This is a genomic window from Paraburkholderia unamae (genome assembly GCF_003096875.1).
Taxonomy (GTDB): Bacteria; Pseudomonadota; Gammaproteobacteria; order Burkholderiales; family Burkholderiaceae; genus Paraburkholderia; species Paraburkholderia unamae.
Window position 1 is genome coordinate 238334 of the sequence record NZ_QEOB01000015.1, and the last position, 25097, is coordinate 263430.

Below are 25097 nucleotides of genomic sequence, written 5' to 3' on the forward strand. Positions count from 1 at the left end.
GCTATCCGATGAGAACGACGTTGAAGGTCTGGTCCGTGTTGGCGCTGCTCGGGTGAACAAGCGTTGCCTGACCGTTCTGCTGTGAGTAGACGTGCATGCCGGATGTCACCGCCGCCGAAGCGTTCGTGGTGAGCGGAGTGAAGCCGATGAACGTGTTGAAGCCGATGCGGGCGTCGATGATCGTGGTGCTCGTGGCGTTCGGCGTGAGCGTCACCTGAAGCACGTTGTTCGTCTTGCCCTGCAACTGGTTATTGATGGCGCGCGCCATCTGGCGGCGATGCTCCTGCTCGTTGGGCAGCATCTCGGGCACGCCCTGATAGCCCTTCTGGGTCATCGCCGGCCCGTCTCTTTAACCGAGTCTTCGGGAATCTCGACGCCCTGAAGATGCGTGAAACTCCCGCTCAACTGCACGCGCGCGCGCATATAGCGCCCGTCCGCACGCACCGGGCACTCACCGTTGGAGTTGATCGAGCTCGCCGCAGTGAAAGACGGCGTATCAAGCAAACGCTGGCGCGTGCCCATCTGGACTGTCGGCGCGGCGCCATCGACAAGCGGGCGAACTGAATTCACAAGCGCGCGCTTTCCGTCCTTGCCGAACGGCTCAAGCTCAACCGTGTCGGCTATCGCATTGGCCGGCGCGCCGGTGAAGTAATTCAGCTTGTGGCTCGGGTCGAAAGCGCCCATCAGCACCTGGCCGCCCGTCCACACGCGCGAATCGAGCGAGAAAGGCAGCGAGTCGAGCGTATAGCCGGTCGAATTCAGTGACTCCAGCGAATAGCCCTGCGTGATCGCGCGGAAGATGTACTCGGCGTTGACCTGCGCGAATCCCCACTTGTCGAGCGCCCAGTTGTAGACGAGCAGCGAATCGGGGACGCCGCTCGACGACGAGTTCGACGGGTAGAGCCACATCACGAGGCGGTTTGCCGGGTCATAGTCGCCCACCACGTTCGCGAGATACGACGTGTTGACGTTCTTCCAGAAGGTCTGATCGACGCGATCCACCCCGATCGGGCGCGAGGCCGAACCGTCGAACGCATAGAAACCGTCTTCGCCCACGTAATAGGCCAGCGCGCCCAGGTGGACGATGCTTTTCGGACACGGCGTACCCTTCACGCCTTCAGCCGGATAGAAGCCGAAGATCGTGGGCGAGCCCTGAAACACCACACGCCAGATTGCGCGCTCGAAGAACACGGCGCCGTCCGCATTACCGAGGTTCCCCACGCCGCCCATGAGCCAACCCTGGTCACCCGGAATGATCTGCGACCCCGAAAGCAACTGCGCTTCCTGAACGCTTCCTTCGACCGGCCACGTCGTCGGATCATCGATCGCGCACCACTGCACGCGCTGCGGCTGCGCGCCGTTCGTTCCGTCAAAGGTGTTGCCGACCATCACGAAGTCCTTGATGGTCCAGATATAGCGGGCCTGAGGTGCAGCGGCAGCGAGATCAGCGAATGCCGTGCTCGAATTGAGCACGAACGACTGGAGGTTTTGCCCCCAACCGGCGCCAATGACGCGCTGCCCGTACTGAGTGAAATTCCATCGTTCGCCAGAGGCCAGTGCGTAACCGCCTGCCTTGCTGACGTTCGTGAAGCCCGTATTGCCCGGCGCAAGCTCGTAGAGCTTGTCAGCGCTCCCGGTGAAAAGGTAGTTGTTTGCACCCGTGTCGATCGCCACCGAAGCACCCAGACACTGCGAATCGAGCCCGTTGCTGCTGAATGGCGCGAGCGTGCCGACCGGTCCCCACGATTCGCTCGTCTTCGGGAACAGGTTGACGATGTTCGCCGACGCGCCACGCGAGTTGTTCGGCGGCAGGTCCGGGGCGAAGTCCGCAATGCCGAGGATCATCCCGCCACCATCGCGAAGGCCGAGCCGGAGTTTTCTTCCGCGCGCTCAGCGAGCAGGAAGTCATTCATTTCCGAGAGGTATTCAGCGTCCCAGATCTGCATGGCCTCCTCGTCCTTGAGGAAGCGCGCGACCGCGGCATTGCACGCGGCGAGCAGGACCGTCGGAATCGAATTCGTCATCCACGTGACGTTGTTCACCGAGGTGAGCTGTCCCATGCGCTGCCAGTAGATACCGGTGATGGGATACGCCTGGTCGGGGAATGGCCCGAAGATGAAGTTCATGCCCTGACGCGCGATATACGTTGGCGTCCCGGCCGGACCGCGAAACGGATGGCGCGTGTAGATGAATTCGGGATTGCGGCGCTGAAGCTCGAACGTGTTGTTGTCGAGACTCACGAGGCCGATCTTCAGACCGAGATAGCCGGAAGGAAGCGGCGCGGTGCCATCGCTCTGCGTCGTGACGTTCATCGCCGTCTCGATGTCCGAGACGCCCTGCCCCTGGTTCATCGCGAAGATGTCGCGGTAGATCTTGGCTTCGGCCTTCTGGATGAAGTAGTCGATCCAGCTGCCGAGATCGGAGCGCGCAAACCAGTCCTGCACAGCCTGCTTCAGCGAAAAGTAGTCGTAGACGCCAGCGACGCCTGTTGGCGTCCCGTTACCTACGGGGCGAACGAATTGGGTCATGTCAGCTCACCGAGATCGCGCCGCCGTTATTCCACAGCTTGCCGCTTGATCCGGGCAGCGTGGTCTGGAGATCTGCGGGCAGCACGTCAACGAGCAGCACGTCGCTCACCGTCGTCGTGGTGATATTCGTCCCGCTGATCACGAGGTCATAGCGGCCGTCTGCCGCGTAAAACGCGTAACTGCCATTCGTGTCCGTCGTCAGAGGGTTCGCTGCCACAGTCACGCCATTGTCCGAATAGATCGTTGCCGCGCCGCCGCCGTGCATGTTGACCTGCACCGAGGCACCGGCTACCGGCAGGCCAGTCGCAGCCGCCGCCACGCTGTTGACGTACTTTTGCATGTCAGATCTGCCGGTTGGTCGTGCGGAACTTCGAGTACTCGGGACCCTTCAGGATCTTGGCGACCATGGGCCAATGTTCCTTCTGCATGTAGTCCCAGCCGTACTTGATCTTGATGTCGAGCATGACGGACATGGGCACGCGCATGATCTGCTTGAACTCGCCCATCTTTTCGAATTCGCCTTCCTGCACGCGCTTGTCGTGGGCATAGTTCAGAACGTCCTCGACATCCTCTTCGTACTTGAAGTGGACCTTTTCGCCGTCGTCGATCGCGGTCGTTTTCATGGCTAATGTGTCACTTCGATTACGTTCAAGGTGCCTGTGGACGAGCCGTCCTGAATCACGGCGATCTTTGCGCCGTTTTCCACGCGCACGATGTAAGGCTGATCGGTGGCCTTGACCAACATGTCCGTTGCGACAGCTGTCGGAGACTGGCCGACCTGAACGTGACAGTTGCCGCCGATAGCGGAGATCTGAACGGCCTGCGTGTATTGATTGAACGCAGTCGATGAAACCGACGCTGCGCCAATGGCGAGATTCTGGCCAGTGCCGGGGATCGGCCGCCACGGGCTGAGAGGTGTCCAGGACATTTCGCTTCCTCAAAAAGAAAAGGGGCGACCCGAAAGCCGCCCCAAACACTGCCTCTCAGGTGAAACGATCAGCCCGTCGTATCCGTCAACAGGCCGTGCGCGTGCTCGTTGCCCACTTCGAGTGCGTAGTCCACGAGCAACAGCTTCTGGTCGCTGTCACCGACCTTCGCGAGCGGGATGGTCTGGAACGGGCGCAGATACGCGACGCGGATGTAGTCCGGGTTGATGAAGAAGCAGTCCTTCGACTGAGCCAGGAAGATGTCGGGGATGATCTTCACGTCGCCGAAATCCGAGCTGTAGACATCGACCGCCGTTTGCAGCGTCTTGTCTTCCACTTCGATGAAGCGGGTGCCCGGACCGGTGAAGGCCGAGATGTTCTGCTTGTTCGCCGGCGACACGATCGCGTATTCGGGGCAATCGCCCGAATTCTTGTAGATCGATTGCAGAACCTGCTTCACCTGCGCTTCGGTGATGGCCGCGGTCACGCTGTTGTACGTGCGCGTCGAGGTGCCGTCCGTCCAGCCGTTGGCGTTCAACGACGGATTGGCACCCGAAGGCGAGCCGCCCGTCTGGAATACCGTGTTGGTGTAGAGCCACGCCGGCAGTCCCGCCGTCGTCGATGCCGTCGTGGAATTGCCGATCGACTTGGCATGGTTGTAGGTCAGAATGCCCTCGATGTCGCGCTTCAGTTCCTTCGACTTCTTCAGGAGCTGATAGCCCATCTTGTTCGAGCCGCCGGCGGCCACGACCGCTTGCGACAGACCCGAGATGCTGACGGGCTTGTTGGACGTCTGCACGTAGTTGCCCATACGCGCGGTCGGCGTGAGGGTGAGATACGTGGCCGGCGTGTCGCCTTCAACCTGCGCGTTGGACAGGTTTTGCGCGGCCAGCGAATCGGTATCCCATTCGTGGTTGCGCTGGGTGGCTTTCGTCTTCTTCGCCATGTTCAAGACCGGGGTCTTGTACGGATCGACGTTGAAGATGAGATTCGAGAGGTCTTCCCGAATGTTCGTTTGCGTGTACGTCTGGAAAGTACCGCTGGGGACTGCCATGATCGCTACTCCTTACTGGTTCGCGAGGAATTCGAACGCAGCCAGTTGGGCGTCCGAATCGCGAGGATTTCGGTTGAAGCGCTCGATAACGTTCTTGCGTTGCGCTTCGCGTGGGTTCACGTCTTGCCGAGATCCCGGGGCGGCCATAGGAGGCGCTTGCCGAACCTGTTTCAGAACTTGCGGACTGGACGCTTGGAGTTCCCGATACAACGCCGCATCACGCAGAATCAGCATGTAGCGGTGGTCGTAAATCTGGCCTAGCTCGGCGTCCTGGAATCCGCGTTCGCGGGCGTACGTGGCAATCTTCTGGCGATCCGCGGCAGCAACCTTCTCGTCGCGCCATGCGGGAATCGCGTTCATTAACTTTTCCTGCTCGCCGGCCAGCGACTGCGATAGCGCATGCTGGCGCTGCTGTTCCTCATGCGCGGCCTGCTGATTGACCTGCTGCATGTAGTTCTGAATCCCAGCCTGACGCTGCTGGAACTCCGTCTGAAGCGCGGCAAACTCAGCCGGGTTGTTCTGGCGCAGACCGTTCCAGTCGATGCGCTGGAAGTCCTGCATCAGCATGTTGTGCGCAAGGTTGCCCAGCGCCTGATTCTGCTGAAGCTGCTGCTGGAACATCGTGCGAACGGCCTGGCGCTCCTGCTCGAAAGCGGTGCGCTGGTTCGAAAGCTCGATGCTCTTGTTGTTGACGTGGCCCTTGAGCTGGAAGCTCTCGATGATTTCGGCGAGCGGGACTTGGCTTTCGACGCCGTCAATCTTCGTGGTCACGTGGAGCGCTTTGGCCGACTCCGGGTCGATCTTGTGCGCGCTCAGCAGTTCGCTGAGGCTGGCATACGTCGGCGTATCGTCCTGCTGCTGGCTCGCGTCCTGCTGCTGCGTCTGTTGGCCTTGATCGAGCTGCGCGGCCTGCTGTGCGCCTTCCTGCTGCGTCTGAGCGGCATTCTGCGAGGCGTCATCCTGACGCGGCGGATCATCGTTCAGACCGCCGGCGTCGAAGAAGCGCTGGAACGCGTCTTCAGTCGTGAGGGAAGGTGCTGCGGCGCCCGTCTGGGTGGTCGCTTGTACGTCGCTCATTTCGTGGCCTCAAATGAAAAAGGGCCCACCGATGTGAGCCCTTGTCTTGGATGGATGCTGCCTAGTTGCCGAACTGAAACAGCGCAAAGCGCCGCTTACGCTCCTCTTCCTGCGTGATCTCAAACTGGCGGATTTCGCCCGTCTGCTTGATGTTCTCAAGATACTTCTCAAGCTGGTCCCACACCTGGAGCGCCACGATCAGGCGCGTGTGCATCGTCTGGTCGGAGAGCGGAACGGCGCGCATCTGGCGCTGGATGCCTTCCGTGACGGCCTTCTTCGCGTTCAGGAACACGGTCGAGTCCAGTACTTCAGCGGCACGGCCGCCGAGAACGATTTCTTCTTCAGGCGCCACGCTGAACCTCGCTCACGTCCTGGTTGATCATCTGGCCGGCGTCGGCCTGCGCGTTCTGCTTCAACTGGCTGGCGACGATAGAGCCGATGACCTTGACCAGCGTCTGCCATTCCTGCGACTGCATGTTGGCCAGTTCGACGCCGCGATCCTGATGACCCTGCTGCGCCGCGTGAATGATCTCGGCCTGAGCCTTGAGTTGAGCCGAGCGCTCGCCAGCCTGTGCCTGTACGAGCTGCGATTGAAGATGTGCGTTGTCCGAAGCCTGTTGGCTCTGCGTCTGCATCTGGGCCGTGTGCGCGTCGAGCTGCGCGCGCTGCATGGCCCCTTGTTCCTTGATCTGCGCGACCTGCACGTGCGGATCGGGCTGCGGCTTGTGCGCCTGCTGGTACTGCTGGAACTCCTGCGAATCCGGGTCCATCGCGTACTGGTCCGGGTTTTCCTCGCCGAGCAGATGGCAGACCTTCTTGAACGTGTTGAATGCCTGCTTCGGGCCGACCAGACCGAACGGCGCCAGTTCCTTCTGCGCCTGCCCGAGCAGCATCACGTTCGCGCGCGCATCTTCACGCGTACCAGAGCCGAGGCCAACGTTGATCAGCAGTTCGGTGCGCTCGCGCCACTCAGCCGGGTTGACGTTGATCCACTTGCGGTTGGTCAACTGCACGACCATCTCTTCGTCCTGATGACGCCGGAGAAGGTTGTGGATCTTCTGGAACGTGTCCTTGACGCCTTCTGCGAGCAGGCGCGCAAGCAACTGCGTCTTCTTCGCCGCGGCGGACATCGAGGCCAACTGGCCGCCCTTCGTGACGTCCTGCAACGCGTCAGCATCGACGCCCATCGTGTCCTTGCCGATGCCGGTTCGCATCTCGCGCTGCAAGTCGCAGTATTCGAGCGCCGGCACGACCTGGCTCATCATGTTCGACGGGGTGGATAGCGGCATGATCACGCCTTCCGGTGCGCCGTCGGTGCGGACAATCCGGCCAGGGCGCGACGTGAGCAGATCGCCCATGTTGACCTTCTGCCAGTCAACCGCGTAGCCCTGATTGTTCGAGATGTACAGGTTGTCGAGCGCCTGGCGGAAGAGCGTCGTCTTGATCACCTGAAGATCGTAGAGCAGGTCGTAGTAGCTGATGCCCACGTGCCGGTGCGGCATGCGCACAGCGGAGCACGACGTGAAGCTCAGTTCCTCGACCTCATCGTTGTCGAGGATCTGCTCGCCGCCGACCATCACGCGCCGAAGCTCTGCAATCCCGTCGCCGTCGTAGTCGATGCGGATAAACACGGTGCGCAGCGATACAAGCTGGCTGGCCGGGTCGCTCGGCTCTTCCTCGCCAAGCTGGTCTGTCACTTCGTCACGAGCCAGCGCAATCAGGTCAAGCCAATCAGGCGTCGCGCGCGTGATCGCGTCCACCCTGGCGCGGTCGAAGCCCATCTCGATCAGTTCGGAGCGCGCCTTCTTGCACTCGTGCTCAACGAACGGAGAGCCTTCCAGACCGCTGCGCGCCTGCGGAGAAACGCGCATCTCTTCGGGCGGCACGCACTCAACCTGAGCCTTACCGACCTGACGCGTACGGCGGATCTTCAGATCGAACGTGGTTTGCTGCTGCGGCCCGAGCATCGGGTCCATGACAACAACGACATCCTCTTTCTGCTCAAGGATCTCGATCTCGTCTTTCTTCTGCGCCGCGTCACGCATGAGCATCGTGACTTCGACCTCATTGAGGCCCGAGTAATTCTCGACGCTCGTCTTGCGCTTCTTGAGCCAGTAGCTCGAAATGTAGCCGTTGCGCAGCAGCAGAGCGTCCTTGAAGAAGTCGTGCAGGATGAAGAAGCCGGGGTTCTGCTTCATGAACACGTAGTTCACGACTTCCGTCTCGATCTCGGCCTGGTCTTCGTCCTGCGGCGTCTGCGGATCGAACTGCACCGGCTTGCCCGAACCAACGAAGATCTCCATCAGCGTCGGCATGATCCATTCGACGGTATCGCGCAACTCAGGCATCACAATCTGTGAGCGGTCCGCGATCTCGTTGCCGAGCGGGCGAGCGAAGTAAGCGTTCAGCGCGTTGTAGCGGTCGATTTCCAGCGTCGTCATCTGGCTCGACGTGGACGTGACGCTACCGCCGACGGTGGGCCCGACAGAGACAGACGAGCCGAGCGCCGCTTTCTCGTACATCCCGATCTGGGCAAGCAACTCGGCGTCGGTCATGCGCTTGGCTTCAGCCATTGTTGGCATCCTTGGGCTTCGGGCCGGGTTTGCGCGCCTGTTCCAGCCGCTCAATGCGAAGCTCGAGTTTGGCGATGCACTGTTCGAGCTGCGCGATGTATGTGAGCCACTGAACGCGACTCATACCGGCGAACTCATTCACTCGCTGGTCAAGAGACGGCGCTTTCGGTTGAGTGCTCAAGAGGAAAATCCTTTCTTGTGGATCGGTTGACGTTAGATAAGACTGCTCAAACAATCGGCAACTTGCCATATTCAAGCGGCTTCATTACCTTGGGCTCTTCCCATACGAGACAGCCCAGACCGAACGCATCCGACGAGTGCGACGACCAGTCGTGGTCGGGGCCGAGGCCAATTCCCCGGTCAAGGTCACGCTTCTCGTGATACCAGCCGAGCGCCAGCCGTCCTGCTTCGGTGGTCACCTCGTTGAAACGGATCTGCGGGAAAACGATTCGAGTGCGCTCGATACGCGCCATCGCAGCGCCTTTGCCCTGATTCGGGACCACAGTGACCTTGTAGCCGGCCTTTCTCAGCGCCGACTCATACGACACGTCATAGACCGTATCCTGTGTCTCGCCGTCGTGCGGAAGCCATATCTGCGCTCTGGACGGCTCGTATCCCTGCTGGCGACACCAGGCAAGGTGATAGTCGATCGGCTGCCCCTGCGCCTCGTGATGGTTCACCACGCGGATTTCGCGACCGATGAACTGCATCGCCCAGAACACGAAGTTGTCAGCCTTGGCACCCGTGCCGCCGATGTCTGCAATCAGGCGGATCGTCATCAGCGGATCAGCCGGGAAAAAGCCGATGCGTCCTTCCTCTTTCGCCTTCTGGAGGTGCTTCGCGTAGTACGCGCCTTCGAGCGCGGTCACGTAGCCGCCCTCCCAGATGTGGTCGTATTGCTCGGGGCGCTCTTCCTTGTCGCGCTGCCGGTCACGCTCCAGCTTGGCCGGGAACTTCGGGTTGTCGCGCCAGTTGAGTTCGACGCCCTTGTAGCGGGGATCGTTGCTTGCCCGAAAGCGCCGCTCGACGGGGGCTGACTTGCGTTTCGGGTTCCACGTCACCCACAGTTCAGCGTTCCAGCCCTCGCCTTCCTCGCGCAGCGTCGGAATCAGCGTGGTCCAGGCTTCCTCCGTGACCGGCTCGGCCTCGTCCACCCAGCACACGAGAATACGGCCTTTCGACTTGATCGACGCGATATTGCGATCGAGGCCGGCGAACACGAACGCAATGCGCCCGTCGCGGCTCTTGATGTAGTTGTCACCGATCTCGTAGTACGCGGCGAGCCACGCTTCATCCTCGATCGCGCGCTTGCACTCTTCGAGCGACGAGTCCGACAGCGAATTCATGAACTGGCGCGCACAGAGCAGAATGCCGGTCACGCCAGACATGCCGAACATGTAGCCGCGGACCGCAATCATCTTGGCGAAGCTGCGCGTCTTGCCGCTTCCCCGGCCGCCCCACGATGCCCGAACGTCTGCATCGCCGTCGAACAGCGGTATCAGCTTCTTCGGAAGCGCGATCTGCGCTGTCGTCATTCGAGCGCCGTAAGCTTGACGTTCGTCACAACGAGCGGCGCGTCGGGATCAGTCGAGAGCTCGACCGCGCTCAAATCCGGCACGCTCTTGCGCAACAGAATCTCGATCGCTTTCAGGCGGCTCGCAGATATATCAGGCGTTTTTCCAAGTGCATGATCCTGCAAGACATTTACAAGCTGACTTGCCTGAATCTTTGCCCTTACGTCGTCCTGGTGAGTCTTACGCAGTCGAGCGGCCATTTGCCACCTCTGCGGCTTCCGGGACGTCGATAACGTGAGAGGCCTGCAACGCCCACATTTCCTCTGGCGTTACGAAGAACACAGCGCCGGGTTGTTTCTTTCCTTCGATCTTCTTGAGGACGCTCATCATGGCGTCCCGATGTTCTTCGGGCACAAAGTACATTTTTGTCATCTTTCGCCGCGCCCTTTCGGGTAGCGCTCCAGAAGTTAGCGCCGGAACATTCCGACGAGTTTGACGATGCCTCTCAGTGCGAGTGCGAGGAGATAGCTGATGATTGAGCCCACGACGAAGCCAATTGCCCACCCCAGCACGATCCCGCCTGCGAGGTAAGGCACGAGCATGTCACTTCCCGAGGTTTTCCCATTCACCGTGCGATTGCGGATGGCGCACTTCGCTCGTGCGCTTGTTCGTCTCGGTGCGCTCGCCGCGAGACGGGAACGCCTTGTTCGCCGCGGCGTCGATCTTGACCTTCTCCGCCGGCGTGGCGAAACGCTCGTACGACTCGGCCGCCTTGATGTGCGCCTTGTCGTTGAGCGGGAAGCGCCCGGTATCGCCAGCCTTCCCTCCCTTGCCGCCTGCAAATTCCTTGGCTGGCATAGCCTTGCGCTGCTTGGTGGTCAGGACGGCCATTGCGACACCTCAAATAAAAAACCCAGCGCGCCGGGATGGCAGGCTGGGCGAAACTCAGCGACCCCACGCCGCTGAGCTGGAGACACGGTGAGATTTGCTTTTGCGGCTGCCGACTGGTATCCCGCCTCGACTGCGACGGGCGCCACACCGGGCCCGAATCGGCATGCGCAAAAGCAAAAAGCCCGCGCGGCTTTCGACCGGACGGGCTTTTTTGGGGACAATTATCCCAACTGCGCGCATGTTAGAACATTTTCAGCGGGTTTACAAGCCGATTTATCGAGCAGCCCGGCAGCGACCATCTGCGGGCACAAAATGTCCTTGGCACGTGCATATTCCCCCTCGAGGTTTTCCACGCGCACACTGGACCATGATGCGGCCCCGCTCGCGAAGTTTCGCATCTGCGTGTTGACAGCGATCCGCGCGCGCAGGTCGAGCTTGAGAATCATCGGCTCGATGGCTTTACCGTGCGCCTTCTTGAGCGACTGCTCTACCTCGGCGTCGAGATCGTCAAAGTCCATCCATTGACGGCTCGATCGGTATTGCGCAGTCGTGCTGTCGAATCCCTGATAGCCGGTCCCGGGATTGAAGCCTTGACTCCATTCCCACCAGTCGCACAGCAGTTCGTCGATGCGATCCATAGGTTCCCCGTTATCCCAACGAGCGCATAAACGCCCGATGCGCCTCGCTGTCGAAGCCGGGCAGCGACTCAGCCGAGCGCCAGCCTTCCTCGGGATTCCAGCCGACGCGTGGGGCTACGTCAGTCCATATGTGTGGATGGTCGAAGAACGCTGCCGAAGGCGCGTGCACCATCGCCGCCTCCGGGTTGTCGCGCGTGCGCGGGTCGATAGGGCTCATGAGCTACCGCCCACCAGGAAGCCAGCGAGCATTGCGCCAGCGCCGACTACCATCCCGATCATGAACATCACTGTGGGGTCTTCAAGGAGCGGCATTTCCGTTTCTCCGGTTGGTTGATGTCAGGTGAGAGTGCGCTGGCCATAGCGGGCGATGAGCATCGCTTCGGCGCGGTTGTGATCCTTCGCGCGGGCCAGGTAGTCGTTGCCGAACAGCGTGCGCGCGGTCGTGAGGCATTCCGCCTTGTCCGAGCCGAGCCCGTAAAACCGCTTCCATGTGCGCGGCGCGACGATTGCCACGTCATAGCCTTTTGCACCCAGCACACCCTCGATGACGCCACGCGTGTGTATGAGCGCTTCCTGGGCTTGCATGGCGTTGTTCTTGCCGCCCATCATGCGCACGTCTTCGAGGACCACCAGCAGCCGTTCTCGCGGGTCTGCGTGCGTTTGCAGGAGCACAGACAGGGCGTGACCGTCGCATTGGCGCTTCACGCGTGCATCCGGGCCGATATTCGGGCGCGGCTTCGTCGGTAGGTCGAATACGAAGCGCAAGCCGTTCTGGTCCATGAAAGCGACGGCGCCAGTCAGGCCTGGGTCGATTCCGGCGATCAGCATCACTTCCCTCCTGTCATCGGCCTTTCCTTCCGCTCGCGCTCGATCTGCATGCGCAGGCGGGCGTCGCGTGCGCTCTCCTTCGGCGCTTGCTCGCGCTTCTCGTGGTGCTCCCTGATGGCTCGCGCCTGGTCGTGGCGTGCGTCGGTCGCGCACGCGCGTGTGGCGGTGACTGTCATTGCTTCGCCTCGTCGGGAAGTTCTGGCACATACATCCAATGGGTAACCTCGCCATCCACCGTCCAATACGGACGTGAGTTCTTCGGTTCCGCATATTTCGCGAGCGTTATATCGCCGCCGGCGAGTACCACCAGGCATACACGCGGTTCGTCGTCGCCGCAGGATGGAACCTGCTCGTTCCCGCTAAACCATTCGTTCATGCTGCCTCCCGCGTCTTGCGGTCAACGATCTTGGGGTAATAGTTCGGCTCGCTCGAATACTGGCCGGTCGCCTTGTCATAGTTCAGCTCGACGAGACCGATGCGCCCGTTCTGCTTCTTGCGAACCTTCTGGATGTGGATCTGGACCGTTTCGCCGCCCTTCACCTGATCCCAGTGCACGGTGATGCAGTTGTCGGCCTTGTTGCGCCAGTGAGCCGAGCCAGCGACGTCGTAAGGAGTCGGCACCGGATATTTGCCCTCTTCCTTGCGCATGATCCGTGGGTGAGCAACCACCCAGACATGCATGCCGTTGTTCCGCGCGAACTGGCGGATCTTCGACAGGCACTGGGAGATGTGCTCGGTTTCGCTGATCGCCGCCGCGCGCGAATGGTCGATTTCGTTCCACGGATCGATCACGAGCCCACGGATGCCGCGGCTCAGGACGAGCGCCTGCGCCGTCTCAAGCAAGCCGTCCACAGTCGGCAGCTCGGGCAGAATGAATGTGTAATGGTCGTTCACCCAGTCCATCGCGTCTTCGTGCTCGGCATCGGTCATCCGGTCGGCCGCACCCTTTTCGACGGACTTGCCAACGAATTTTTCCGCGATCTTGTCCACGTGATATTCGAGCGGCTGATTCTCCGGCGAGAAAATCCCGAAGGTCCATCCGTGATCTCGCGCGAGATTCACGGTCAGTGCGTCGAGCCATTCGCTCTTGCCCGAGCCTGGAATACCGGTGACGAGCGTCCATTCGCCGGTCATGACGTTGTAGAACGGATCGAGCCCCTTCCAGCCAGACGAGGTGCCCTTCGGCGCGCCGTACTGGAAACGGTCGCGCAGGGTGGCGCGGAAATCTTCGACCTGGTACGTCCCCTCGATCGGCAGACGCCGGGCGTTCGCAATGCAATCGCCCAGAACTTCTGCGCCATGCGTCATGAGGACTTCGTTAGCGTCCTTGCAATCTTCGGGCCACACCACCACGAGGCACTTTTCCCGACCCAGCCGACGCACCAGTTCCTCCTGCAACCGCACACCAGGGGCATCGTTATCGACCGCGATGATGTGGTACTTCACGTCCGCCAGGATCTTCTCGTTCAGGAAATCGAACTTGTTGCTGTACGACTTCGAATCCGGGGCTGGCGCACCATCCGGCACAGACACGCAGCTCATCGAGCCAGCCATCTCGACCGACAGCTTGTCGATTTCGCCCTCCACCCACACGAGCGCTTCCGTGCTGATGTCGTTGACGCCGTACAGGATTCGCTCGGCGCCGGCCGACATGCGGAAGAGCTTGTCCTTCGTCCGGTACTTCACGTTCACCACCTCGGCGCCGCGGTAGTACGGGAACATGATGCAGTTGCGCTCTTCCTCGACCTGCGGGAAGTACGCTTCGCCGCTGGAGATTCGATTGCGCTGGAGCACTTCGGCGCTGATCCCGCGCTTTGCGAACCACGCACCCAGGCCCTCGCTCGGCTTCTCGACGGGCGCGAACACCGGTTTCGAGTAGACCTTGCGGATCTCAGGCTTCTGCCATTCGCCGCCCTGAAGCGTGCCGCTCCAGCCGCAGTGCCAGCAGTTCCAGACGCCCTTTTCCGTGTTGACGTTCAGGCACGGATAGTTCTTTTTCTTCCGCGACGACGAGCATTGCGGGCACGTCGTTTTCACTTCGACGCCATGCTTTCCGGCGACGTCAATGCCGTAGTCGATGAGGGTTTTCAAAATGCCAACTCCGGTTTTTCAGGTGCCATCGCCGCGACGATGTACGCCTTGGGTTCGATCTTCGGATTCGCCGCCAGATGCCCGATCACCTCGGCCAACTTCGTTTCATCCCCCTTGGCATGCTTGCCGAGGAACGATCTCGCGTTGGCTTCGCTGTCGCCCGCGCCCTTGAGCAACTGCACGCCGAGTTTCCAGATCACGGATTTCGGATCAGGCGACGCGTCAGCGTCAGAAGCTTTAGCTTCTGTAGGTTCTTCTGGGGTTGGGGTTGGGGAACGCGCGCGCGTGGTTTCGACCTGGGTTTCTTCTGGGTTTTGATTTGAAAACCCAGTAGGTTTCCCACTGGGTTTTGCTTGGGTTTCGTCTGGGTTTCCATTTCCAGAACCCTCTGGGTTTTTACGAGGCCTGCCGCCCTTCTTCCCGTTTGCCTTCGCCGCCTCCATTTTTGGGCGAGCCTTCGCAATCATTTCGTCGGCGCGCTCGTTGTGGCGCAAGCCATCCGGTCCAATCGGGAAGAAACGATCGGCGACGAATCTCACGGCATCCTGCTCAGCCTTGGACATTGCGCGGCACACGCGGTACAGCTCTTCGAAGTCGTCAGAAAGAGGTTGCTCGGTCGAGTAATATTCGTCGAGCAAAAGCGTGTACGCGCCGTGCTGAACCAGCGTCAATCTCGCAGTCTTTTTTGCGTAATCGCCGCAATAGCGCTCGTAATAGTTCATCAGTGCTCCGCCAACCCAAACCACTCAAAAACGCGCGTGACCGTCTTTGCGCAAATCAGCCCGCGGCAGTACGACCACATCACGACACGCTTAAGCAGCGTCTTCATTTCAGCCCCTGCGCCACTTCCATGGCATGGATCTGTGCCTGCGAGCGCTGCATGATGAGGCCGCGCATTTCCGTCCAGAGCGACCGGAGTTCATCCGGCTCCCAGGATTCGTTGATCTGCTGCCCGAGATCCCGAATCCGTTCTTCGCGTTCTGCATCGGTCATGGCCGCACCATCCACCACGGGCATGCAAACGCGACGCACAGCACGCCGAGGAAATAGAGGTCTATCCAGTCGTAGAACGTCATCACGCAGCCCTCTGTGCAATCACTTCTTCCATGTACGTGAGCCCCGCCTGACGCGCCAGCCACTGCTGAACACCCCAGTTGCCCACCGTTGCCGCCCAGGCATTCAGGCGCTTTGCAGGCAGATCACGCCGCGCGGGCCTGTCATCTGCGTGCAAATAGTCCGAAACGTGCGACGGATAACACTCGATGCACTCGGCGAGTCGAAGCTTCGTCATCGCGTGAATCCGGCGATGGGCCCACGACAGCCGCACGATCTCGCGATATGTCCTGCACTTCGCTACTACCTCGTTCGGAAGGAACGCGGGCCCATTCACCGCGCCTCCGACTAGCCCCAGTTCGTTCATTTCGTTGCCTTCTTAGGGAAATTTCATCGGATTACCGGTTGAATCACCGGTTGAGTACCGCGCCAAATAAAGGCGCCGTTGCCGACGCCACCAAAAAAGTTAGGAGCCTCCAGTCATGTCAAGATGTCCGCTCCCCAGCATCAATCCGGACCTGAAAGGAGGCTCCTATGGACGATCAACTGCCAGCGCTTGTCATGGCGTACTTCTCACTTGTGCAAACGCTTCACAAAAAAGGCGTTGTTCAGATAGGCGATGTCGCTTCCGACTTGGAGGCCAACTACGCCATCTGGACAGCTGCTCATCTCAAGCAACGCCTTCCGGCTCTGGAGGATTTGATCCAGGAGCTTCGGAAGGCTTTTTGAGTTGCGAACGGACGATGTGGCCTATCTGGCGAACAACCTCAGAAAAGGCCACTTCGCTATGCCGCCTGGCGGATCTTTTCCGCCGCCGCTCTCTCAACCTTTCAGGCGTCGCGGGCGTCATGCCGCCTCCGTGTGCTCGCGCGGATTTGATTCGAAGTGCTCCATCAGCTTCTCGAGCTTGAGCACGCCGGGGTTATCAATGCGGCCTTGCGCGTATTTGATGAGCCACCAGTAGGACAGGCCCGTGCGTTTGCAGATGGCCGGCCACTCGCCCTTCCGGGCGTTAAGTTCGGCACGAACCGAGAGGACAAGAGACATGGGGAAATCCTTTGGATTGGCTTCCCCTCAAATCTAGCACCATGTGGCTAGATATTCAAGCAGCACATGGCTAGAGCAAGTCAATAGACTGGCAGGATCATGCTAGATATGAAAAAAGTACTGTCGGACAACCTGACGACGCTCCTCGAATCGAGGCCGGACATCTCACGCCTGAACCTTTCGAAGCAAATCAAGGTTGCTGATGGGAGTCTGGGTCGCATCAAGTACGGGACGGGCAATCCCACGATCGAAACGCTTGAAGACATTGCCCGCTTCTTTAAGGTCGAGGCATGGCAGTTACTGGCGCCGAACCTTGGCCGTGAGTCCCACCAAGCTACCGAAGCTCCTGTGCAGCAACAAAAGGTGCGCCGCAACCTGATCGCCGTACCCTCAGCGAGGGATCGACCGCGGCAACTCTCCGGGGGTGCAGCACGAAATGCAAAAATAGCTACGGCCAATTTCGATCAGATAATCGAGAAGGTCGTTGAGAAAGCGGTCGAAGAGGCCGTCAAGAAGGCTTTGAGCATCGAACACGAACGATGGGAGTCGGAACGTCGGAAGGCAGGATAAGAGCACCTCCGTACAGGACGACAGCAAAGATCATCCAGTTCCCACTCAAAACGCATACGGAAGCCGAGATATGAGACCAATTCTTATTGCACTTCCTTGCCTGCTAGCAGCCTGCGCGACAGTTCACGAGAGTTATGCGCCGGACGGACAGAAGGCCTACACGCTGAATTGCAGCGGCATGGCACGCGGCTGGGATAAGTGCTTCTCGAAAGCTGGTGAGCTATGCGGCGCGCATGGCTACAGCGTGATCGACCGCAATGGCGAGAGCGGCGCCGTCTTCGGCGGCACCAGCAACGGCTGGGGCGGCGGATCGACAATGGAACGCTCAATGGTCGTTGAGTGTAAAAACCCCTAATCCTAAGCTAGCCATATATGCCGCCTGAGGGCGGCTTTCTTTCGCCATCAATCTAGCACCATAGTGCTTGACATCCTCCCTCGCAGTGCTAGACTCTAGCCATACGGTGCTAGAGCGCGATACGCCTAGCACTCAACAGCGCATCACGCGCAGCGAGGCAAGGTCCTCGCGATCACCCACCCAAGCGAGGCCACATGAGCAAGATCATCCGCACCCCGTCGAAAGTACTTGGCGGCATCACCCCCGAAGAGAAAGTGCGCCTCGACGCGCACGCCGCGAAGTGGATTGCCAACGCGATGAGCACCGCGCCCGTTGAGCCGAACCGCCTCGTCCCCGCAATTCACGCGCTCTACGAAGCCGCCGGGCTCAAGTGCCCGCGCGTGGTGATCGTGCCGAGCCCGATCGTGATGGCGTTCGCAGGTGGCTTTTCAGCAGCGATCTGGTGGGCACGAAAGAACCACGCGAAGGCGCTCAATGACCGGCTCGCCACGGACAGCGCCACGCGCAGCGCCACGTACAGCGCCACGTACAGCGCCACGCGCAGCGCCACGGCCAGCGCCACGGACAGCGCCACGCGCAGCGCCACGCTCAGCGCCACGGACAGCGCCACGGCCAGCGCCACGCACAGCGCCACGCTCAGCGCCACGCTCAGCGCCACGCTCAGCGCCACGGACAGCGCCACGGCCAGCGCCACGGACAGCGCCACGCTCAGCGCCACGGACAGCGCCACGGACAGCGCCACGCACAGCGCCACGCTCAGCGCCACGGACAGCGCCACGCTCAGCGCCACGGCCAGCGTCACGCGCAGCGCCACGGCCAGCGTCACGCTCAGCGCCACGGACAGCGCCACGCTCAGCGCCACGGACAGCGCCACGCACAGCGCCACGCACAGCGCCACGCTCAGCGCCACGCACAGCGCCACGCTCAGCGCCACGGACAGCGCCACGCACAGCGCCACGCTCAGCGCCACGGCCAGCGCCACGGCCAGCGCCACGCTCAGCGCCACGGACAGCGCCACGCACAGCGCCACGCACAGCGCCACGCTCAGCGCCACGGACAGCGCCACGCACAGCGCCACGCTCAGCGCCACGGCCAGCGCCACGGCCAGCGCCACGGACAGCGCCACGGCCAGCGCCACGCGCAGCGCCACGTACAGCGCCACGCGCAGCGCCACGGACAGCGCCACGTACAGCGCCACGCGCAGCGCCACGGACAGCGCCACGCGCAGCGCCACGGACAGCGCCACGTACAGCGCCACGCTCAGCGCCACGGACAGCGCCACGGCCAACGCCACGGACAGCGCCACGGCCAGCGCCACGGACAGCGCCACGTACAGCGCCACGCACAGCTTGCCGGATCACTTCGCTTCGCTTGCTCGCCAGCTGGGTGATGAGTTCGGCGTCGATCCGCTCTTTATGCTTCGCTGCGCGCAGAACTGGTATCGCATGTACCAGGGCGGAAACATGTGGAGTGCGTGGGATTGCTACCTCACTGCATATCGTGACGTGCTGGGCCTCGTGCTGCCCGCGCACGAACGCTATCGCGCGTGGGAAGCGTGCTCGCTCGAAGGCGGCTTTCGCATCATGCACGAAGAGTTCTGCATCGTCAGCGATCGGCCCGAAGTACTTCTCAAGGACGAGCAAAACCGCCCGCATTGCGAGACGGGCCCTTCGCACCGCTGGCGCGATGGTTGGGAATTATTTTTTTGGCATGGCGTTGAAGTGCCGCGCGAATGGATCCTTGAAAAGCGCATCACGGTGGCAGATGCCCTTAATTGGCCAAACGTTGAGCAACGCCGTGCAGCTTGCGAAATTTTGGGCTGGAGCACCGTACTCGAATCCCCCGAACTCAACCCCAAGGTGATCGACGAAGACGAGCCACATATCGGCACGCTGATCCAGGTCGATCTCCCCGATGCGCCAGCACAGTGGTTCCTCAAATATCGCTGCGGCACGGGACGCTGGTTTGCAGAATCGGTCAACGACAAGGGTTTCAATACCGCCCTGAAAGCGAACGCGGGCGGTAACGGGTGGCGCGGTGTTGGCGACCCGCTGGATTTCATCCCGTTCGCAAGAACTTAAACGCAAGGAACTTCAATGATCCACCTTACCGAAGAGATGTTCATGTCAGGCCGCCCGGTTGCGCAAGGCGAAGTGCTGATCTGGATGAAGAAGTACGCACCCAAGTCTGTTCTCACGAGCATTTCTGGCCTCAAGAACATGCAATCGATGAAGCTCGAAAACGGCCAGATGATCCTCGGGCACAGCGAAAGCGGTCACCATCACGTGCTCGAGCCCGTGCGCGTCGGCGTGAAGATTGACAAGGCCGCGCAGGCTCTCATCGACGCGGCGAACAACACGTTCATCGAACTCACGCTGCACGAGGAATGCAAGCTCGTGCACCAGCGCGGTCACGACACGCACGGAACGTTCGTCTTTCCCGCCGGCGAATACATTCGCGGCATCCGCGAAGAGCAATCGCCCGAAGGCTGGGTGCAGGTCCGAGACTGATCGGTACGAAGCCAGCCCGGCTTTTAGAAGGGCCTTTCCGGGTGGGATGCCCGGTATGGAGAGTGTGATGCATACCGCCAATTCCAGAGTCGCCGACGAGCTTGACTACTTCGGCGCCGATCTTGAGCTGACCGCGCCGCGCGCCTGGTGCAGCGAGTGCAAGCGCCGCACGGTCCACGGCTACGACTCGCTGGGATACCGCCAGTGCGCCGAGCACAGCATCGACGAAACCGCGCTTGATGCGCTGGAGCATTGAGCCATGGTCCTAAAGCTCGAATACATCGTGGACGCCATCAAGGCTCTTCAGGCTGCGGAACTGGTGCTGACGAAGGATGAATTCATCCCGCGTTCGCAGGCGCAGACGCAATGCCTGATTGCACGCGCAATGCTCGAATCGGCGATCGGCAACGAAGTTATCGCAGTGCCGGAGGTGCAGTCATGAACCACCTGAGCTATTCCATCGTCGTGCTGGCTGCGGCCTACATGGAGTTCACGTTCGTTCCGTGGCTCGGCAAGAACGTGTACCGGCGCACGGTTAGCTACGACGCGGTCATCTGGTGCTGACCATGAAGCACGCAATCGAGATGATCCTCGCCGCCCTCGCGGGCCTGCTCTTCTGTGGCTGCGTTGCATCGGCAATCCTGATTATCGTAGTCGGCCAGCCTTTCCTGAACGCCATTACGCAACTGAGCTGGAGCCTGAAATGATCCGCCACAAAGAACCGGGCATCAGCGTTCGCATATCCGACGAAGGGTTGCGGCGCGCGTACGGCGACAACGACATGCTCAACCGCCTGAAGCGCGTCGAGCGCATCCACAAGGTGATCGCGGTCGTCGCATCGTGGGGCTTCGCGTGCGGGCTCGGAATCGTGATCGCGTGGTCAGCGTGCAATGGAGCGTGAGATGAACGAGAAAAAATTTACGCCGGGACCGTGGTCCGTCGGTGGCCCTACCGGATACCTGAATCAGGTTGCCATTGACCCATCGATCGGATGCGCGTACGGCGCAGGTGAGGAAGTTAAAGCGAACGCTCGCCTCATCGCCGCCGCGCCCGATCTGCTCGAAGCACTGCAAACCACTGCGTTATTGCTTCAGGCCTCCTGCATGATCTTCGACCCGGAGAGCCGAGGCATCGCTCTGGAAGCTGTCAAAGAAGCGCGCGCTGCCATCGCCAAAGCCACCGGAGCCTGACATGCGCCATTTACTTGCCGTCCTCGCCGGCTGGCTTCTCGTCTTCACGCTCTACGCGGCCTGGTTGCAGGCGCACGAGCCGAGCAGCGCGGGGCATGTGGTGTATGGCGAAATCCATAGAACCTGACGGGAGTAACGCAACATGAATGCACCACAAACCCTAGTCCTCGACCGCACGAAGTACCTCGGCGGCTCGGATGTCGCCGCAATCCTCGGCATCTCACCGTGGCGCACGCAGCTCGACGTGTTCTTCGACAAAATCCGCCCGCGCGTCGAGGAAACCGATCCGGCCCGCGTGAAGGTTCTCACGCGCGGCAAGCGCATGGAGCCTTATGTGATCGACCTCCTGCAGGAGGAAACGGGCCTGCTGGTTGTGCGGCGCGGCCAGCGTTATGTGGATAGCGAACTGCCGTTCATCGCGGCTGAGATCGACGCTGAAGCGCAGAGCGGCGAGAACATCGAGATCAAGACGAGTTCGCCTTTCAAGTCCAAGGAATGGGGTGAGCAGCAGACCGACGAGATTCCCATCTACTACACCGCTCAGGCCATGCACGGAATGATGGTGACTAACGCGCCAGTGTGCGTGTTCGGCGTGCTGATCGGTGCCGACGATTTCCGCGTGTACCGCGTCGAGCGCGATAACGAGACGATCGCCGCAATCCGCGAGAAGGAAATCGCCTTCTGGGATCGCGTGCAGCGCAACGATGCGCCGGAGCCGACGACCGTTTCTGACGTGCTGACGCTCTACGGTGCGAAGGATGCCGGCACGGCTATCGAAGCGAACGATGCCATCGAGGCCGACGTGTTTCGGCTGCGCAACCTCAAGGAAGACCTGAAGAAGCTTGGCGCGCAGGCTGAAGAGGCCGAGGAGCGCATCAAGGTCTTCATGGCCGATCACGCGATCCTGACCATCAAGGGAGCGCCCGTCGTCACATGGAAGGCCCAGAGCGCGAGCCGATTCGACCAGACCGCATTCAAGGCAGCACATCCAGACCTCTATGAGGCCTTCAAGAAGACCAGCGAAACGCGCGTGATGCGCGTCAAATAAGGAGCGATCCCACCATGAGCAGCGCAGCACTCAAAGCCGTAGCGACCGACCGCAAGGAACAGAATCCCGTCGTCGCGTTCCGCAATTTCCTCGAAAAGCAGAAAGCCCAGCTCGCCGCGGCGCTGCCGAAGCACATGAGCCCCGATCGCATGATCCGCCTCGCGTGCACGGAGTTCGCGAAGAATCCGACGCTCCAGAAGTGCGACGCAATCTCAGTGTTCGGCAGCATCATCCAGGCGTCGCAGCTCGGCCTCGAGATCGGCGTGCTGGGTCAGGCCTACCTCGTGCCCTATCGCAACAACAAGAAAAACACGATGGAGGCGCAGTTTATCCCTGGCTACAAGGGGTTGATCGCACTCGCGCGGCGCTCCGGTGAAGTGACCAGCATCGAGACGAACATCGTCTACGAGCACGATACGTTCAAGTTGACGCTCGGCGTCGATTCGAACCTCGTGCACGAACCGTATCTCGACGGCGATAGAGGGAAGGCGCGTCTCGTCTACGGCGTGGCCAAGTTCAAGGACGGTGGCCATCACCTCGAATGGATGTCGATCAGCGACGTGGAGAAGGTCCGCGCACGCTCGAAGGCATCTGGCAGCGGCCCATGGGTGACGGACTATGAGCAGATGGTGCGCAAGACGCTGATCCGTCGCATGGCGAACTATCTGCCGATGTCGATCGAACTGAACAACGCCCTCCAGGTGGACGAAGCCGTTGATGCTGGTAAGCACGCGACGATAGATGGCGATTTCGTTGTGGTGAGGGAAGACGACGAATCTCCTGCATCAGACCACGCCGACCTGGTAACTGGCGAAATAACCGACCAGCGCGCCCAGCAGGAAGAGTCGATGGTTTCCTACGGCGACCTGCTCGCCCAGGTGCAGAAGGCGACGAGCGTAGAGGCACTCGATCTCATGATGGATACGGCGCGCGACCTTCCCGAAGAGCAGTACGTGAAGATCCAGCAGGCCGCAGACGACCGCCGTGAAGTGATTCTAGGGGCCTGACATGGCGCAGCACCACAGCACACGCTCGATGGTCGAGCGCCTGACCGGCCTGCTCGGCACGAAGGACCTCACCGACTGGGAAACGGGCTTCGTCGAGAGCATGCAGCGCCGCCTCGCGAACAACTCGCTCACCACCATCACCGAGGCACAGGCCACGGCGCTCGAAACGATCTTCAACAAGCACTTCGTATAAAGGAAGCCACACACATGTTCAGCCTCGCAGACCAACTCACGAAGATCGTCAGCACGACGCCGGTATCGGAGAAGCACGGCAAGGATCGCGTTTCGGCGCTCTCCATCGGTCTCTATGTCGTACTGCCGAGCGCCGCGCTCGATCACTTCGATACCGCGCTGCGCCCGTCGATCTGGCGCAAGCCGATGCCGAAGCCGGGCGATCTGCCGCTTGAGTCCGACGAGCTTACCGAGCTGCGCTTTCCGTTCATGCGCGATTATGCGTGGAGCCGGAAGTACGAGGGCTATCTGCTGCGCGTGCATATCGGTGCGACTGGCTCCGAAGACGTGCTACTCGGTGAATGCGGCATCAAGGACATTCGCTTCGTAGCGCAGGAAGGCGGCAGCGTCGGTATCGGCTTCAAGGTGACGGCTCATCCGAAGGACGAGCACGACCTTGGCAAGATCTGCACGCGCCTGCAACAGGAAGTGATCGTGACGCTCACGCCGCCCGACAAGCCGGTCGATCTGTTCAGCGGGCAGCAGGAAGAAGAAAGCGACGATGAGCGCGATCCGTTCGAGGGATCCGACCTTGCGGAAGATGAGACGCGCATCGAGCCGACGCCCGAGAAGAAGCGCGGCCGGCGCGCAGTGACGCACTGACAGCAGACGGCGCAGGAGACTGCGCCTAACCCCAACCGATTGAGTGAGACAGCATGAGCGACTTCGCCATCCCGCAAATCGTCCGTCACAAAACGACTGGCGATTTTCTGATTACGAGAGAGCGCTACCAAGCCAACAAGTGGGGTCCTGCCGGATATCGCTGCTCGCCCATCGACAACAGCAATACGACGATGGGCTATGCGGATGACGCTCTTGAATTGCCGCCGCCGCGCAAACCTGGTGTCTTTGATTACGCGATGGATATCGTGCCGCGCGCACAAGGCGCTTTGGATTGGGAGCACGTTGAGCCGGCACGTCTCGACCTCACGCTTTCGAACATCGCCGCGTGCGCAGGATGGGTGGCTTATCCAGGTATCGCGTGGGTGAAAAAGCCCGGTGACGGCAACCATAAGTCATGGGCTCGCCTGTTTCTGCATACGTCACAGTTCGGCGGATATACCGGCCAAGCTCACGCATTGGTGTACGAGAGGGGTGCCAATAAATACCCGTCGCACCTCCGCGAGGCTGTCATTGATGCGGCAGTAAAAGCCGTGCATCGACGCAACGAGCCCGCTGGAAATCTCGCCGCCGCAGTTCTTGAAATGGAATCGACGCCGTACTACAAGCGCGAGGCTGCGATGCCGTCGGCGTGGGTTGTATCGATCTGCAAGCACGAAGTCGAAGACCAAAGCACCGCCTCATCACGCATGCGCGGCTGGCACCCGGCGCGCTGCTCGAAGTGTGGCATCAACCTATCGGTCGATTCGAGCGACTGACTCCCCACCCGTAACGGCATAGAGACGGCATGGCCGCGTATTACAACGAGATCGAACCCTACGCCGCGCAGTGGCTGCGCAACCTGATAGCTGCCGGGCACATCGCTCCCGGCGACGTTGATGAAAGGAGCATTGAAGATGTCCGACCTGATGACCTTCGCGGATACACACAGTGCCATTTCTTCGCCGGCCTTGGAGGATGGTCGCGCTCGCTTCGAGTTGCCGGGTGGCCGGACGACCGACCTGTTTGGACCGGTTCCTGTCCTTGTCAACCTTTCTCCGTCGCAGGCAAAGGACTTGGGTTTAATGACCCGCGACACCTCTGGCCTTCGTGGTACTGGCTCATCAAGGAGCGACGCCCTGCAATCCTCTTTGGAGAACAGGTTGCGGCAGCGACTGACTGGCTCGGTCTCGTGCGACATAACCTGGAAGCCCTGGAATACGCCGTGGGGGCAATCCCTATCGAAGCCGCGAGCGCGGGTGCGGACCACTTTCGGCGTTATGAGCCGCGTATTCGCTCTGTGCGCGTGGCCATACCTGGAGAAACGCTCGGCGCACAGCGCTGGCATCGCATGCGTCAATGGGTC

Annotated in this window: 44 protein-coding genes; 18 read left to right on the forward strand and 26 right to left on the reverse strand. The window is 60.8% G+C overall.

Going from position 1 to position 25097, the window contains the following annotated elements; translation table 11 throughout:
• Position 1: 1 nt before the first annotated feature.
• The 24 genes from C7402_RS29360 to C7402_RS47470 all read right to left on the reverse strand — a co-directional run bounded on the left by C7402_RS29360 (position 2) and on the right by C7402_RS47470 (position 15411).
• On the reverse strand, positions 2-334 hold the full coding sequence (locus tag C7402_RS29360) for a hypothetical protein (protein ID WP_116613103.1): 333 nt from the start codon (positions 332-334) through the stop codon (positions 2-4).
• Positions 331-1845, reverse strand: coding sequence for a hypothetical protein (locus tag C7402_RS29365; protein WP_116613104.1), 1515 nt, complete (start codon positions 1843-1845; stop codon positions 331-333). Before C7402_RS29365 ends, C7402_RS29360 begins: the two co-directional genes overlap by 4 nt.
• A complete protein-coding gene (locus C7402_RS29370) occupies positions 1842-2528 on the reverse strand; it encodes a phage adaptor protein (protein WP_116613105.1) in 687 nt (228 codons plus the stop codon). The genes C7402_RS29365 and C7402_RS29370 overlap by 4 nt, the downstream gene beginning before the upstream one ends.
• A 1-nt stretch (position 2529) precedes the next feature.
• The gene (locus C7402_RS29375; RefSeq protein WP_116613106.1) at positions 2530-2868 is read right to left on the reverse strand and encodes a hypothetical protein; all 339 of its coding nucleotides are present in this window, start codon (positions 2866-2868) and stop codon (positions 2530-2532) included.
• Between the two features lies 1 nt (position 2869).
• Positions 2870-3151 carry a hypothetical protein gene (locus C7402_RS29380; protein WP_116613107.1) on the reverse strand — a complete coding sequence of 94 codons (282 nt, stop codon included), beginning with the start codon at positions 3149-3151 and terminating at the stop codon, positions 2870-2872.
• 2 nt (positions 3152-3153) lie between these two features.
• The gene (locus C7402_RS46445; protein WP_133254575.1) at positions 3154-3456 is read right to left on the reverse strand and encodes a hypothetical protein; all 303 of its coding nucleotides are present in this window, start codon (positions 3454-3456) and stop codon (positions 3154-3156) included.
• A gap of 68 nt (positions 3457-3524) precedes the next feature.
• Positions 3525-4508, reverse strand: coding sequence for an SU10 major capsid protein (locus C7402_RS29385; protein WP_116613108.1), 984 nt, complete (start codon positions 4506-4508; stop codon positions 3525-3527).
• A gap of 12 nt (positions 4509-4520) precedes the next feature.
• Entirely contained in the window at positions 4521-5585 is a 1065-nt protein-coding gene (locus tag C7402_RS29390; protein ID WP_116613109.1) for a hypothetical protein, read from the reverse strand.
• Positions 5586-5646: 61 nt separating this feature from the next.
• Positions 5647-5937: a hypothetical protein gene (locus C7402_RS29395; protein ID WP_116613110.1), complete on the reverse strand. Its 291-nt coding sequence runs from the start codon at positions 5935-5937 to the stop codon at positions 5647-5649.
• Positions 5927-8158: a portal protein gene (locus tag C7402_RS29400; protein ID WP_116613111.1), complete on the reverse strand. Its 2232-nt coding sequence runs from the start codon at positions 8156-8158 to the stop codon at positions 5927-5929. Before C7402_RS29400 ends, C7402_RS29395 begins: the two co-directional genes overlap by 11 nt.
• On the reverse strand, positions 8151-8339 hold the full coding sequence (locus C7402_RS46450) for a hypothetical protein (protein ID WP_133254576.1): 189 nt from the start codon (positions 8337-8339) through the stop codon (positions 8151-8153). Before C7402_RS46450 ends, C7402_RS29400 begins: the two co-directional genes overlap by 8 nt.
• A 46-nt stretch (positions 8340-8385) precedes the next feature.
• Positions 8386-9693, reverse strand: coding sequence for a phage terminase large subunit (locus tag C7402_RS29405; RefSeq protein WP_116613112.1), 1308 nt, complete (start codon positions 9691-9693; stop codon positions 8386-8388).
• Positions 9690-9932, reverse strand: coding sequence for a hypothetical protein (locus tag C7402_RS46455; protein WP_133254577.1), 243 nt, complete (start codon positions 9930-9932; stop codon positions 9690-9692). Before C7402_RS46455 ends, C7402_RS29405 begins: the two co-directional genes overlap by 4 nt.
• Positions 9913-10104, reverse strand: coding sequence for a hypothetical protein (locus C7402_RS29410; protein WP_116613113.1), 192 nt, complete (start codon positions 10102-10104; stop codon positions 9913-9915). Before C7402_RS29410 ends, C7402_RS46455 begins: the two co-directional genes overlap by 20 nt.
• Positions 10105-10275: 171 nt before the next feature.
• Entirely contained in the window at positions 10276-10563 is a 288-nt protein-coding gene (locus tag C7402_RS29415; protein ID WP_116613114.1) for a hypothetical protein, read from the reverse strand.
• Between the two features lie 221 nt (positions 10564-10784).
• Positions 10785-11201: a hypothetical protein gene (locus tag C7402_RS29420; RefSeq protein WP_133254578.1), complete on the reverse strand. Its 417-nt coding sequence runs from the start codon at positions 11199-11201 to the stop codon at positions 10785-10787.
• Positions 11202-11211: 10 nt separating this feature from the next.
• Positions 11212-11418, reverse strand: a complete 207-nt coding sequence (locus C7402_RS29425; protein ID WP_116613116.1) for a hypothetical protein — start codon at positions 11416-11418, stop codon at positions 11212-11214.
• Positions 11419-11537: 119 nt separating this feature from the next.
• On the reverse strand, positions 11538-12029 hold the full coding sequence (locus C7402_RS29430) for a RuvC family protein (RefSeq protein ID WP_116613117.1): 492 nt from the start codon (positions 12027-12029) through the stop codon (positions 11538-11540).
• Positions 12029-12205, reverse strand: coding sequence for a hypothetical protein (locus C7402_RS47125; protein WP_165842020.1), 177 nt, complete (start codon positions 12203-12205; stop codon positions 12029-12031). Before C7402_RS47125 ends, C7402_RS29430 begins: the two co-directional genes overlap by 1 nt.
• Positions 12202-12405 carry a hypothetical protein gene (locus C7402_RS46460; RefSeq protein ID WP_133254579.1) on the reverse strand — a complete coding sequence of 68 codons (204 nt, stop codon included), beginning with the start codon at positions 12403-12405 and terminating at the stop codon, positions 12202-12204. Before C7402_RS46460 ends, C7402_RS47125 begins: the two co-directional genes overlap by 4 nt.
• Entirely contained in the window at positions 12402-14120 is a 1719-nt protein-coding gene (locus C7402_RS29435; RefSeq protein WP_116613118.1) for a DnaB-like helicase C-terminal domain-containing protein, read from the reverse strand. Before C7402_RS29435 ends, C7402_RS46460 begins: the two co-directional genes overlap by 4 nt.
• Positions 14117-14842, reverse strand: coding sequence for a YdaU family protein (locus C7402_RS29440; protein WP_116613119.1), 726 nt, complete (start codon positions 14840-14842; stop codon positions 14117-14119). Before C7402_RS29440 ends, C7402_RS29435 begins: the two co-directional genes overlap by 4 nt.
• A gap of 103 nt (positions 14843-14945) precedes the next feature.
• Positions 14946-15113, reverse strand: a complete 168-nt coding sequence (locus C7402_RS47130; RefSeq protein ID WP_165842021.1) for a hypothetical protein — start codon at positions 15111-15113, stop codon at positions 14946-14948.
• An 82-nt stretch (positions 15114-15195) separates the two neighbouring features.
• The gene (locus C7402_RS47470) at positions 15196-15411 is read right to left on the reverse strand and encodes a hypothetical protein (protein ID WP_133254580.1); all 216 of its coding nucleotides are present in this window, start codon (positions 15409-15411) and stop codon (positions 15196-15198) included.
• A gap of 296 nt (positions 15412-15707) precedes the next feature.
• On the opposite strand from C7402_RS47470, the gene C7402_RS29450 reads away from it, so the two are divergent.
• On the forward strand, positions 15708-15902 hold the full coding sequence (locus C7402_RS29450; protein ID WP_116613121.1) for a hypothetical protein: 195 nt from the start codon (positions 15708-15710) through the stop codon (positions 15900-15902).
• A gap of 117 nt (positions 15903-16019) precedes the next feature.
• Here the strand turns inward: C7402_RS29450 and C7402_RS29455 are convergent, their stop codons facing one another.
• Positions 16020-16220 carry a hypothetical protein gene (locus C7402_RS29455; RefSeq protein ID WP_116613122.1) on the reverse strand — a complete coding sequence of 67 codons (201 nt, stop codon included), beginning with the start codon at positions 16218-16220 and terminating at the stop codon, positions 16020-16022.
• 108 nt (positions 16221-16328) lie between these two features.
• On the opposite strand from C7402_RS29455, the gene C7402_RS29460 reads away from it, so the two are divergent.
• Together C7402_RS29460 and C7402_RS46470 are read left to right on the forward strand one after the other, a co-directional pair.
• Positions 16329-16790, forward strand: a complete 462-nt coding sequence (locus C7402_RS29460; RefSeq protein WP_133254581.1) for a hypothetical protein — start codon at positions 16329-16331, stop codon at positions 16788-16790.
• 70 nt (positions 16791-16860) lie between these two features.
• Positions 16861-17145, forward strand: a complete 285-nt coding sequence (locus C7402_RS46470) for a hypothetical protein (protein ID WP_133254582.1) — start codon at positions 16861-16863, stop codon at positions 17143-17145.
• Between the two features lie 428 nt (positions 17146-17573).
• Here the strand turns inward: C7402_RS46470 and C7402_RS29465 are convergent, their stop codons facing one another.
• Positions 17574-18506 (reverse strand): glycine zipper family protein, encoded by a 933-nt coding sequence (locus C7402_RS29465; RefSeq protein ID WP_425273809.1) that lies wholly within the window; start codon positions 18504-18506, stop codon positions 17574-17576.
• On the opposite strand from C7402_RS29465, the gene C7402_RS29470 reads away from it, so the two are divergent.
• The 15 genes from C7402_RS29470 to C7402_RS29525 form a co-directional block, all read left to right on the forward strand.
• A complete protein-coding gene (locus C7402_RS29470; RefSeq protein ID WP_116613124.1) occupies positions 18495-19226 on the forward strand; it encodes a DUF6745 domain-containing protein in 732 nt (243 codons plus the stop codon). The two genes, C7402_RS29465 and C7402_RS29470, sit on opposite strands and share 12 nt — an antisense overlap.
• 15 nt (positions 19227-19241) lie before the next feature.
• The gene (locus tag C7402_RS29475) at positions 19242-19655 is read left to right on the forward strand and encodes a hypothetical protein (protein WP_116613125.1); all 414 of its coding nucleotides are present in this window, start codon (positions 19242-19244) and stop codon (positions 19653-19655) included.
• A gap of 67 nt (positions 19656-19722) precedes the next feature.
• A complete protein-coding gene (locus C7402_RS29480; RefSeq protein WP_116613126.1) occupies positions 19723-19911 on the forward strand; it encodes a hypothetical protein in 189 nt (62 codons plus the stop codon).
• A 3-nt stretch (positions 19912-19914) separates the two neighbouring features.
• Positions 19915-20097 (forward strand): hypothetical protein, encoded by a 183-nt coding sequence (locus tag C7402_RS29485; RefSeq protein WP_116613127.1) that lies wholly within the window; start codon positions 19915-19917, stop codon positions 20095-20097.
• Positions 20094-20219 (forward strand): hypothetical protein, encoded by a 126-nt coding sequence (locus tag C7402_RS48050; protein ID WP_279635582.1) that lies wholly within the window; start codon positions 20094-20096, stop codon positions 20217-20219. The genes C7402_RS29485 and C7402_RS48050 overlap by 4 nt, the downstream gene beginning before the upstream one ends.
• Positions 20220-20221: 2 nt before the next feature.
• Positions 20222-20362 carry a hypothetical protein gene (locus C7402_RS47140; protein ID WP_165842022.1) on the forward strand — a complete coding sequence of 47 codons (141 nt, stop codon included), beginning with the start codon at positions 20222-20224 and terminating at the stop codon, positions 20360-20362.
• Complete coding sequence (locus C7402_RS29490) at positions 20359-20556, forward strand: hypothetical protein (protein ID WP_116613128.1); 198 nt, start codon at positions 20359-20361, stop codon at positions 20554-20556. The genes C7402_RS47140 and C7402_RS29490 overlap by 4 nt, the downstream gene beginning before the upstream one ends.
• A 1-nt stretch (position 20557) precedes the next feature.
• Positions 20558-20845, forward strand: a complete 288-nt coding sequence (locus tag C7402_RS29495) for a hypothetical protein (protein WP_116613129.1) — start codon at positions 20558-20560, stop codon at positions 20843-20845.
• Position 20846: 1 nt separating this feature from the next.
• Positions 20847-20972: a hypothetical protein gene (locus C7402_RS48055; RefSeq protein WP_279635583.1), complete on the forward strand. Its 126-nt coding sequence runs from the start codon at positions 20847-20849 to the stop codon at positions 20970-20972.
• 15 nt (positions 20973-20987) lie between these two features.
• The gene (locus C7402_RS29500; protein ID WP_116613130.1) at positions 20988-21893 is read left to right on the forward strand and encodes a YqaJ viral recombinase family nuclease; all 906 of its coding nucleotides are present in this window, start codon (positions 20988-20990) and stop codon (positions 21891-21893) included.
• Between the two features lie 14 nt (positions 21894-21907).
• Positions 21908-22900, forward strand: a complete 993-nt coding sequence (locus C7402_RS29505) for a recombinase RecT (protein ID WP_116613131.1) — start codon at positions 21908-21910, stop codon at positions 22898-22900.
• A gap of 1 nt (position 22901) precedes the next feature.
• Complete coding sequence (locus C7402_RS29510) at positions 22902-23093, forward strand: hypothetical protein (protein WP_116613132.1); 192 nt, start codon at positions 22902-22904, stop codon at positions 23091-23093.
• A 14-nt stretch (positions 23094-23107) separates the two neighbouring features.
• The gene (locus C7402_RS29515; RefSeq protein ID WP_116613133.1) at positions 23108-23734 is read left to right on the forward strand and encodes a hypothetical protein; all 627 of its coding nucleotides are present in this window, start codon (positions 23108-23110) and stop codon (positions 23732-23734) included.
• A 53-nt stretch (positions 23735-23787) separates the two neighbouring features.
• Complete coding sequence (locus C7402_RS29520; protein ID WP_116613134.1) at positions 23788-24510, forward strand: hypothetical protein; 723 nt, start codon at positions 23788-23790, stop codon at positions 24508-24510.
• A 29-nt stretch (positions 24511-24539) separates the two neighbouring features.
• The coding region (locus C7402_RS29525; protein WP_244314969.1) for a DNA cytosine methyltransferase at positions 24540-25097 on the forward strand (558 nt) is incomplete at its 3' end.

Coding starts and splice junctions, on each gene's coding strand:
- C7402_RS29440 (WP_116613119.1), bottom strand. CDS start 14,842: ATGAACTATTACGAGCGCTATTGCGGCGATTACGCAAAAAAGACTGCG.
- C7402_RS29410 (WP_116613113.1), bottom strand. CDS start 10,104: ATGACAAAAATGTACTTTGTGCCCGAAGAACATCGGGACGCCATGATG.
- C7402_RS29510 (WP_116613132.1), top strand. CDS start 22,902: ATGGCGCAGCACCACAGCACACGCTCGATGGTCGAGCGCCTGACCGGC.
- C7402_RS29520 (WP_116613134.1), top strand. CDS start 23,788: ATGAGCGACTTCGCCATCCCGCAAATCGTCCGTCACAAAACGACTGGC.
- C7402_RS29480 (WP_116613126.1), top strand. CDS start 19,723: ATGCATACCGCCAATTCCAGAGTCGCCGACGAGCTTGACTACTTCGGC.
- C7402_RS47130 (WP_165842021.1), bottom strand. CDS start 15,113: ATGACCGATGCAGAACGCGAAGAACGGATTCGGGATCTCGGGCAGCAG.
- C7402_RS29490 (WP_116613128.1), top strand. CDS start 20,359: ATGATCCGCCACAAAGAACCGGGCATCAGCGTTCGCATATCCGACGAA.
- C7402_RS29425 (WP_116613116.1), bottom strand. CDS start 11,418: ATGAGCCCTATCGACCCGCGCACGCGCGACAACCCGGAGGCGGCGATG.
- C7402_RS46470 (WP_133254582.1), top strand. CDS start 16,861: ATGAGACCAATTCTTATTGCACTTCCTTGCCTGCTAGCAGCCTGCGCG.
- C7402_RS47125 (WP_165842020.1), bottom strand. CDS start 12,205: ATGACAGTCACCGCCACACGCGCGTGCGCGACCGACGCACGCCACGAC.
- C7402_RS29365 (WP_116613104.1), bottom strand. CDS start 1,845: ATGATCCTCGGCATTGCGGACTTCGCCCCGGACCTGCCGCCGAACAAC.
- C7402_RS47140 (WP_165842022.1), top strand. CDS start 20,222: ATGAAGCACGCAATCGAGATGATCCTCGCCGCCCTCGCGGGCCTGCTC.
- C7402_RS29460 (WP_133254581.1), top strand. CDS start 16,329: ATGAAAAAAGTACTGTCGGACAACCTGACGACGCTCCTCGAATCGAGG.
- C7402_RS29415 (WP_116613114.1), bottom strand. CDS start 10,563: ATGGCCGTCCTGACCACCAAGCAGCGCAAGGCTATGCCAGCCAAGGAA.
- C7402_RS29385 (WP_116613108.1), bottom strand. CDS start 4,508: ATGGCAGTCCCCAGCGGTACTTTCCAGACGTACACGCAAACGAACATT.
- C7402_RS46455 (WP_133254577.1), bottom strand. CDS start 9,932: ATGGCCGCTCGACTGCGTAAGACTCACCAGGACGACGTAAGGGCAAAG.
- C7402_RS29375 (WP_116613106.1), bottom strand. CDS start 2,868: ATGCAAAAGTACGTCAACAGCGTGGCGGCGGCTGCGACTGGCCTGCCG.
- C7402_RS47470 (WP_133254580.1), bottom strand. CDS start 15,411: ATGACGAAGCTTCGACTCGCCGAGTGCATCGAGTGTTATCCGTCGCAC.
- C7402_RS29455 (WP_116613122.1), bottom strand. CDS start 16,220: ATGTCTCTTGTCCTCTCGGTTCGTGCCGAACTTAACGCCCGGAAGGGC.
- C7402_RS48055 (WP_279635583.1), top strand. CDS start 20,847: ATGCGCCATTTACTTGCCGTCCTCGCCGGCTGGCTTCTCGTCTTCACG.
- C7402_RS29380 (WP_116613107.1), bottom strand. CDS start 3,151: ATGAAAACGACCGCGATCGACGACGGCGAAAAGGTCCACTTCAAGTAC.
- C7402_RS29370 (WP_116613105.1), bottom strand. CDS start 2,528: ATGACCCAATTCGTTCGCCCCGTAGGTAACGGGACGCCAACAGGCGTC.
- C7402_RS29515 (WP_116613133.1), top strand. CDS start 23,108: ATGTTCAGCCTCGCAGACCAACTCACGAAGATCGTCAGCACGACGCCG.
- C7402_RS46460 (WP_133254579.1), bottom strand. CDS start 12,405: ATGAACGAATGGTTTAGCGGGAACGAGCAGGTTCCATCCTGCGGCGAC.
- C7402_RS29495 (WP_116613129.1), top strand. CDS start 20,558: ATGAACGAGAAAAAATTTACGCCGGGACCGTGGTCCGTCGGTGGCCCT.
- C7402_RS29390 (WP_116613109.1), bottom strand. CDS start 5,585: ATGAGCGACGTACAAGCGACCACCCAGACGGGCGCCGCAGCACCTTCC.
- C7402_RS29400 (WP_116613111.1), bottom strand. CDS start 8,158: ATGGCTGAAGCCAAGCGCATGACCGACGCCGAGTTGCTTGCCCAGATC.
- C7402_RS29450 (WP_116613121.1), top strand. CDS start 15,708: ATGGACGATCAACTGCCAGCGCTTGTCATGGCGTACTTCTCACTTGTG.
- C7402_RS29505 (WP_116613131.1), top strand. CDS start 21,908: ATGAGCAGCGCAGCACTCAAAGCCGTAGCGACCGACCGCAAGGAACAG.
- C7402_RS29405 (WP_116613112.1), bottom strand. CDS start 9,693: ATGACGACAGCGCAGATCGCGCTTCCGAAGAAGCTGATACCGCTGTTC.
- C7402_RS29360 (WP_116613103.1), bottom strand. CDS start 334: ATGACCCAGAAGGGCTATCAGGGCGTGCCCGAGATGCTGCCCAACGAG.
- C7402_RS29420 (WP_133254578.1), bottom strand. CDS start 11,201: ATGGATCGCATCGACGAACTGCTGTGCGACTGGTGGGAATGGAGTCAA.
- C7402_RS48050 (WP_279635582.1), top strand. CDS start 20,094: ATGAACCACCTGAGCTATTCCATCGTCGTGCTGGCTGCGGCCTACATG.
- C7402_RS29500 (WP_116613130.1), top strand. CDS start 20,988: ATGAATGCACCACAAACCCTAGTCCTCGACCGCACGAAGTACCTCGGC.
- C7402_RS29485 (WP_116613127.1), top strand. CDS start 19,915: ATGGTCCTAAAGCTCGAATACATCGTGGACGCCATCAAGGCTCTTCAG.
- C7402_RS29475 (WP_116613125.1), top strand. CDS start 19,242: ATGATCCACCTTACCGAAGAGATGTTCATGTCAGGCCGCCCGGTTGCG.
- C7402_RS29430 (WP_116613117.1), bottom strand. CDS start 12,029: ATGCTGATCGCCGGAATCGACCCAGGCCTGACTGGCGCCGTCGCTTTC.
- C7402_RS46445 (WP_133254575.1), bottom strand. CDS start 3,456: ATGTCCTGGACACCTCTCAGCCCGTGGCGGCCGATCCCCGGCACTGGC.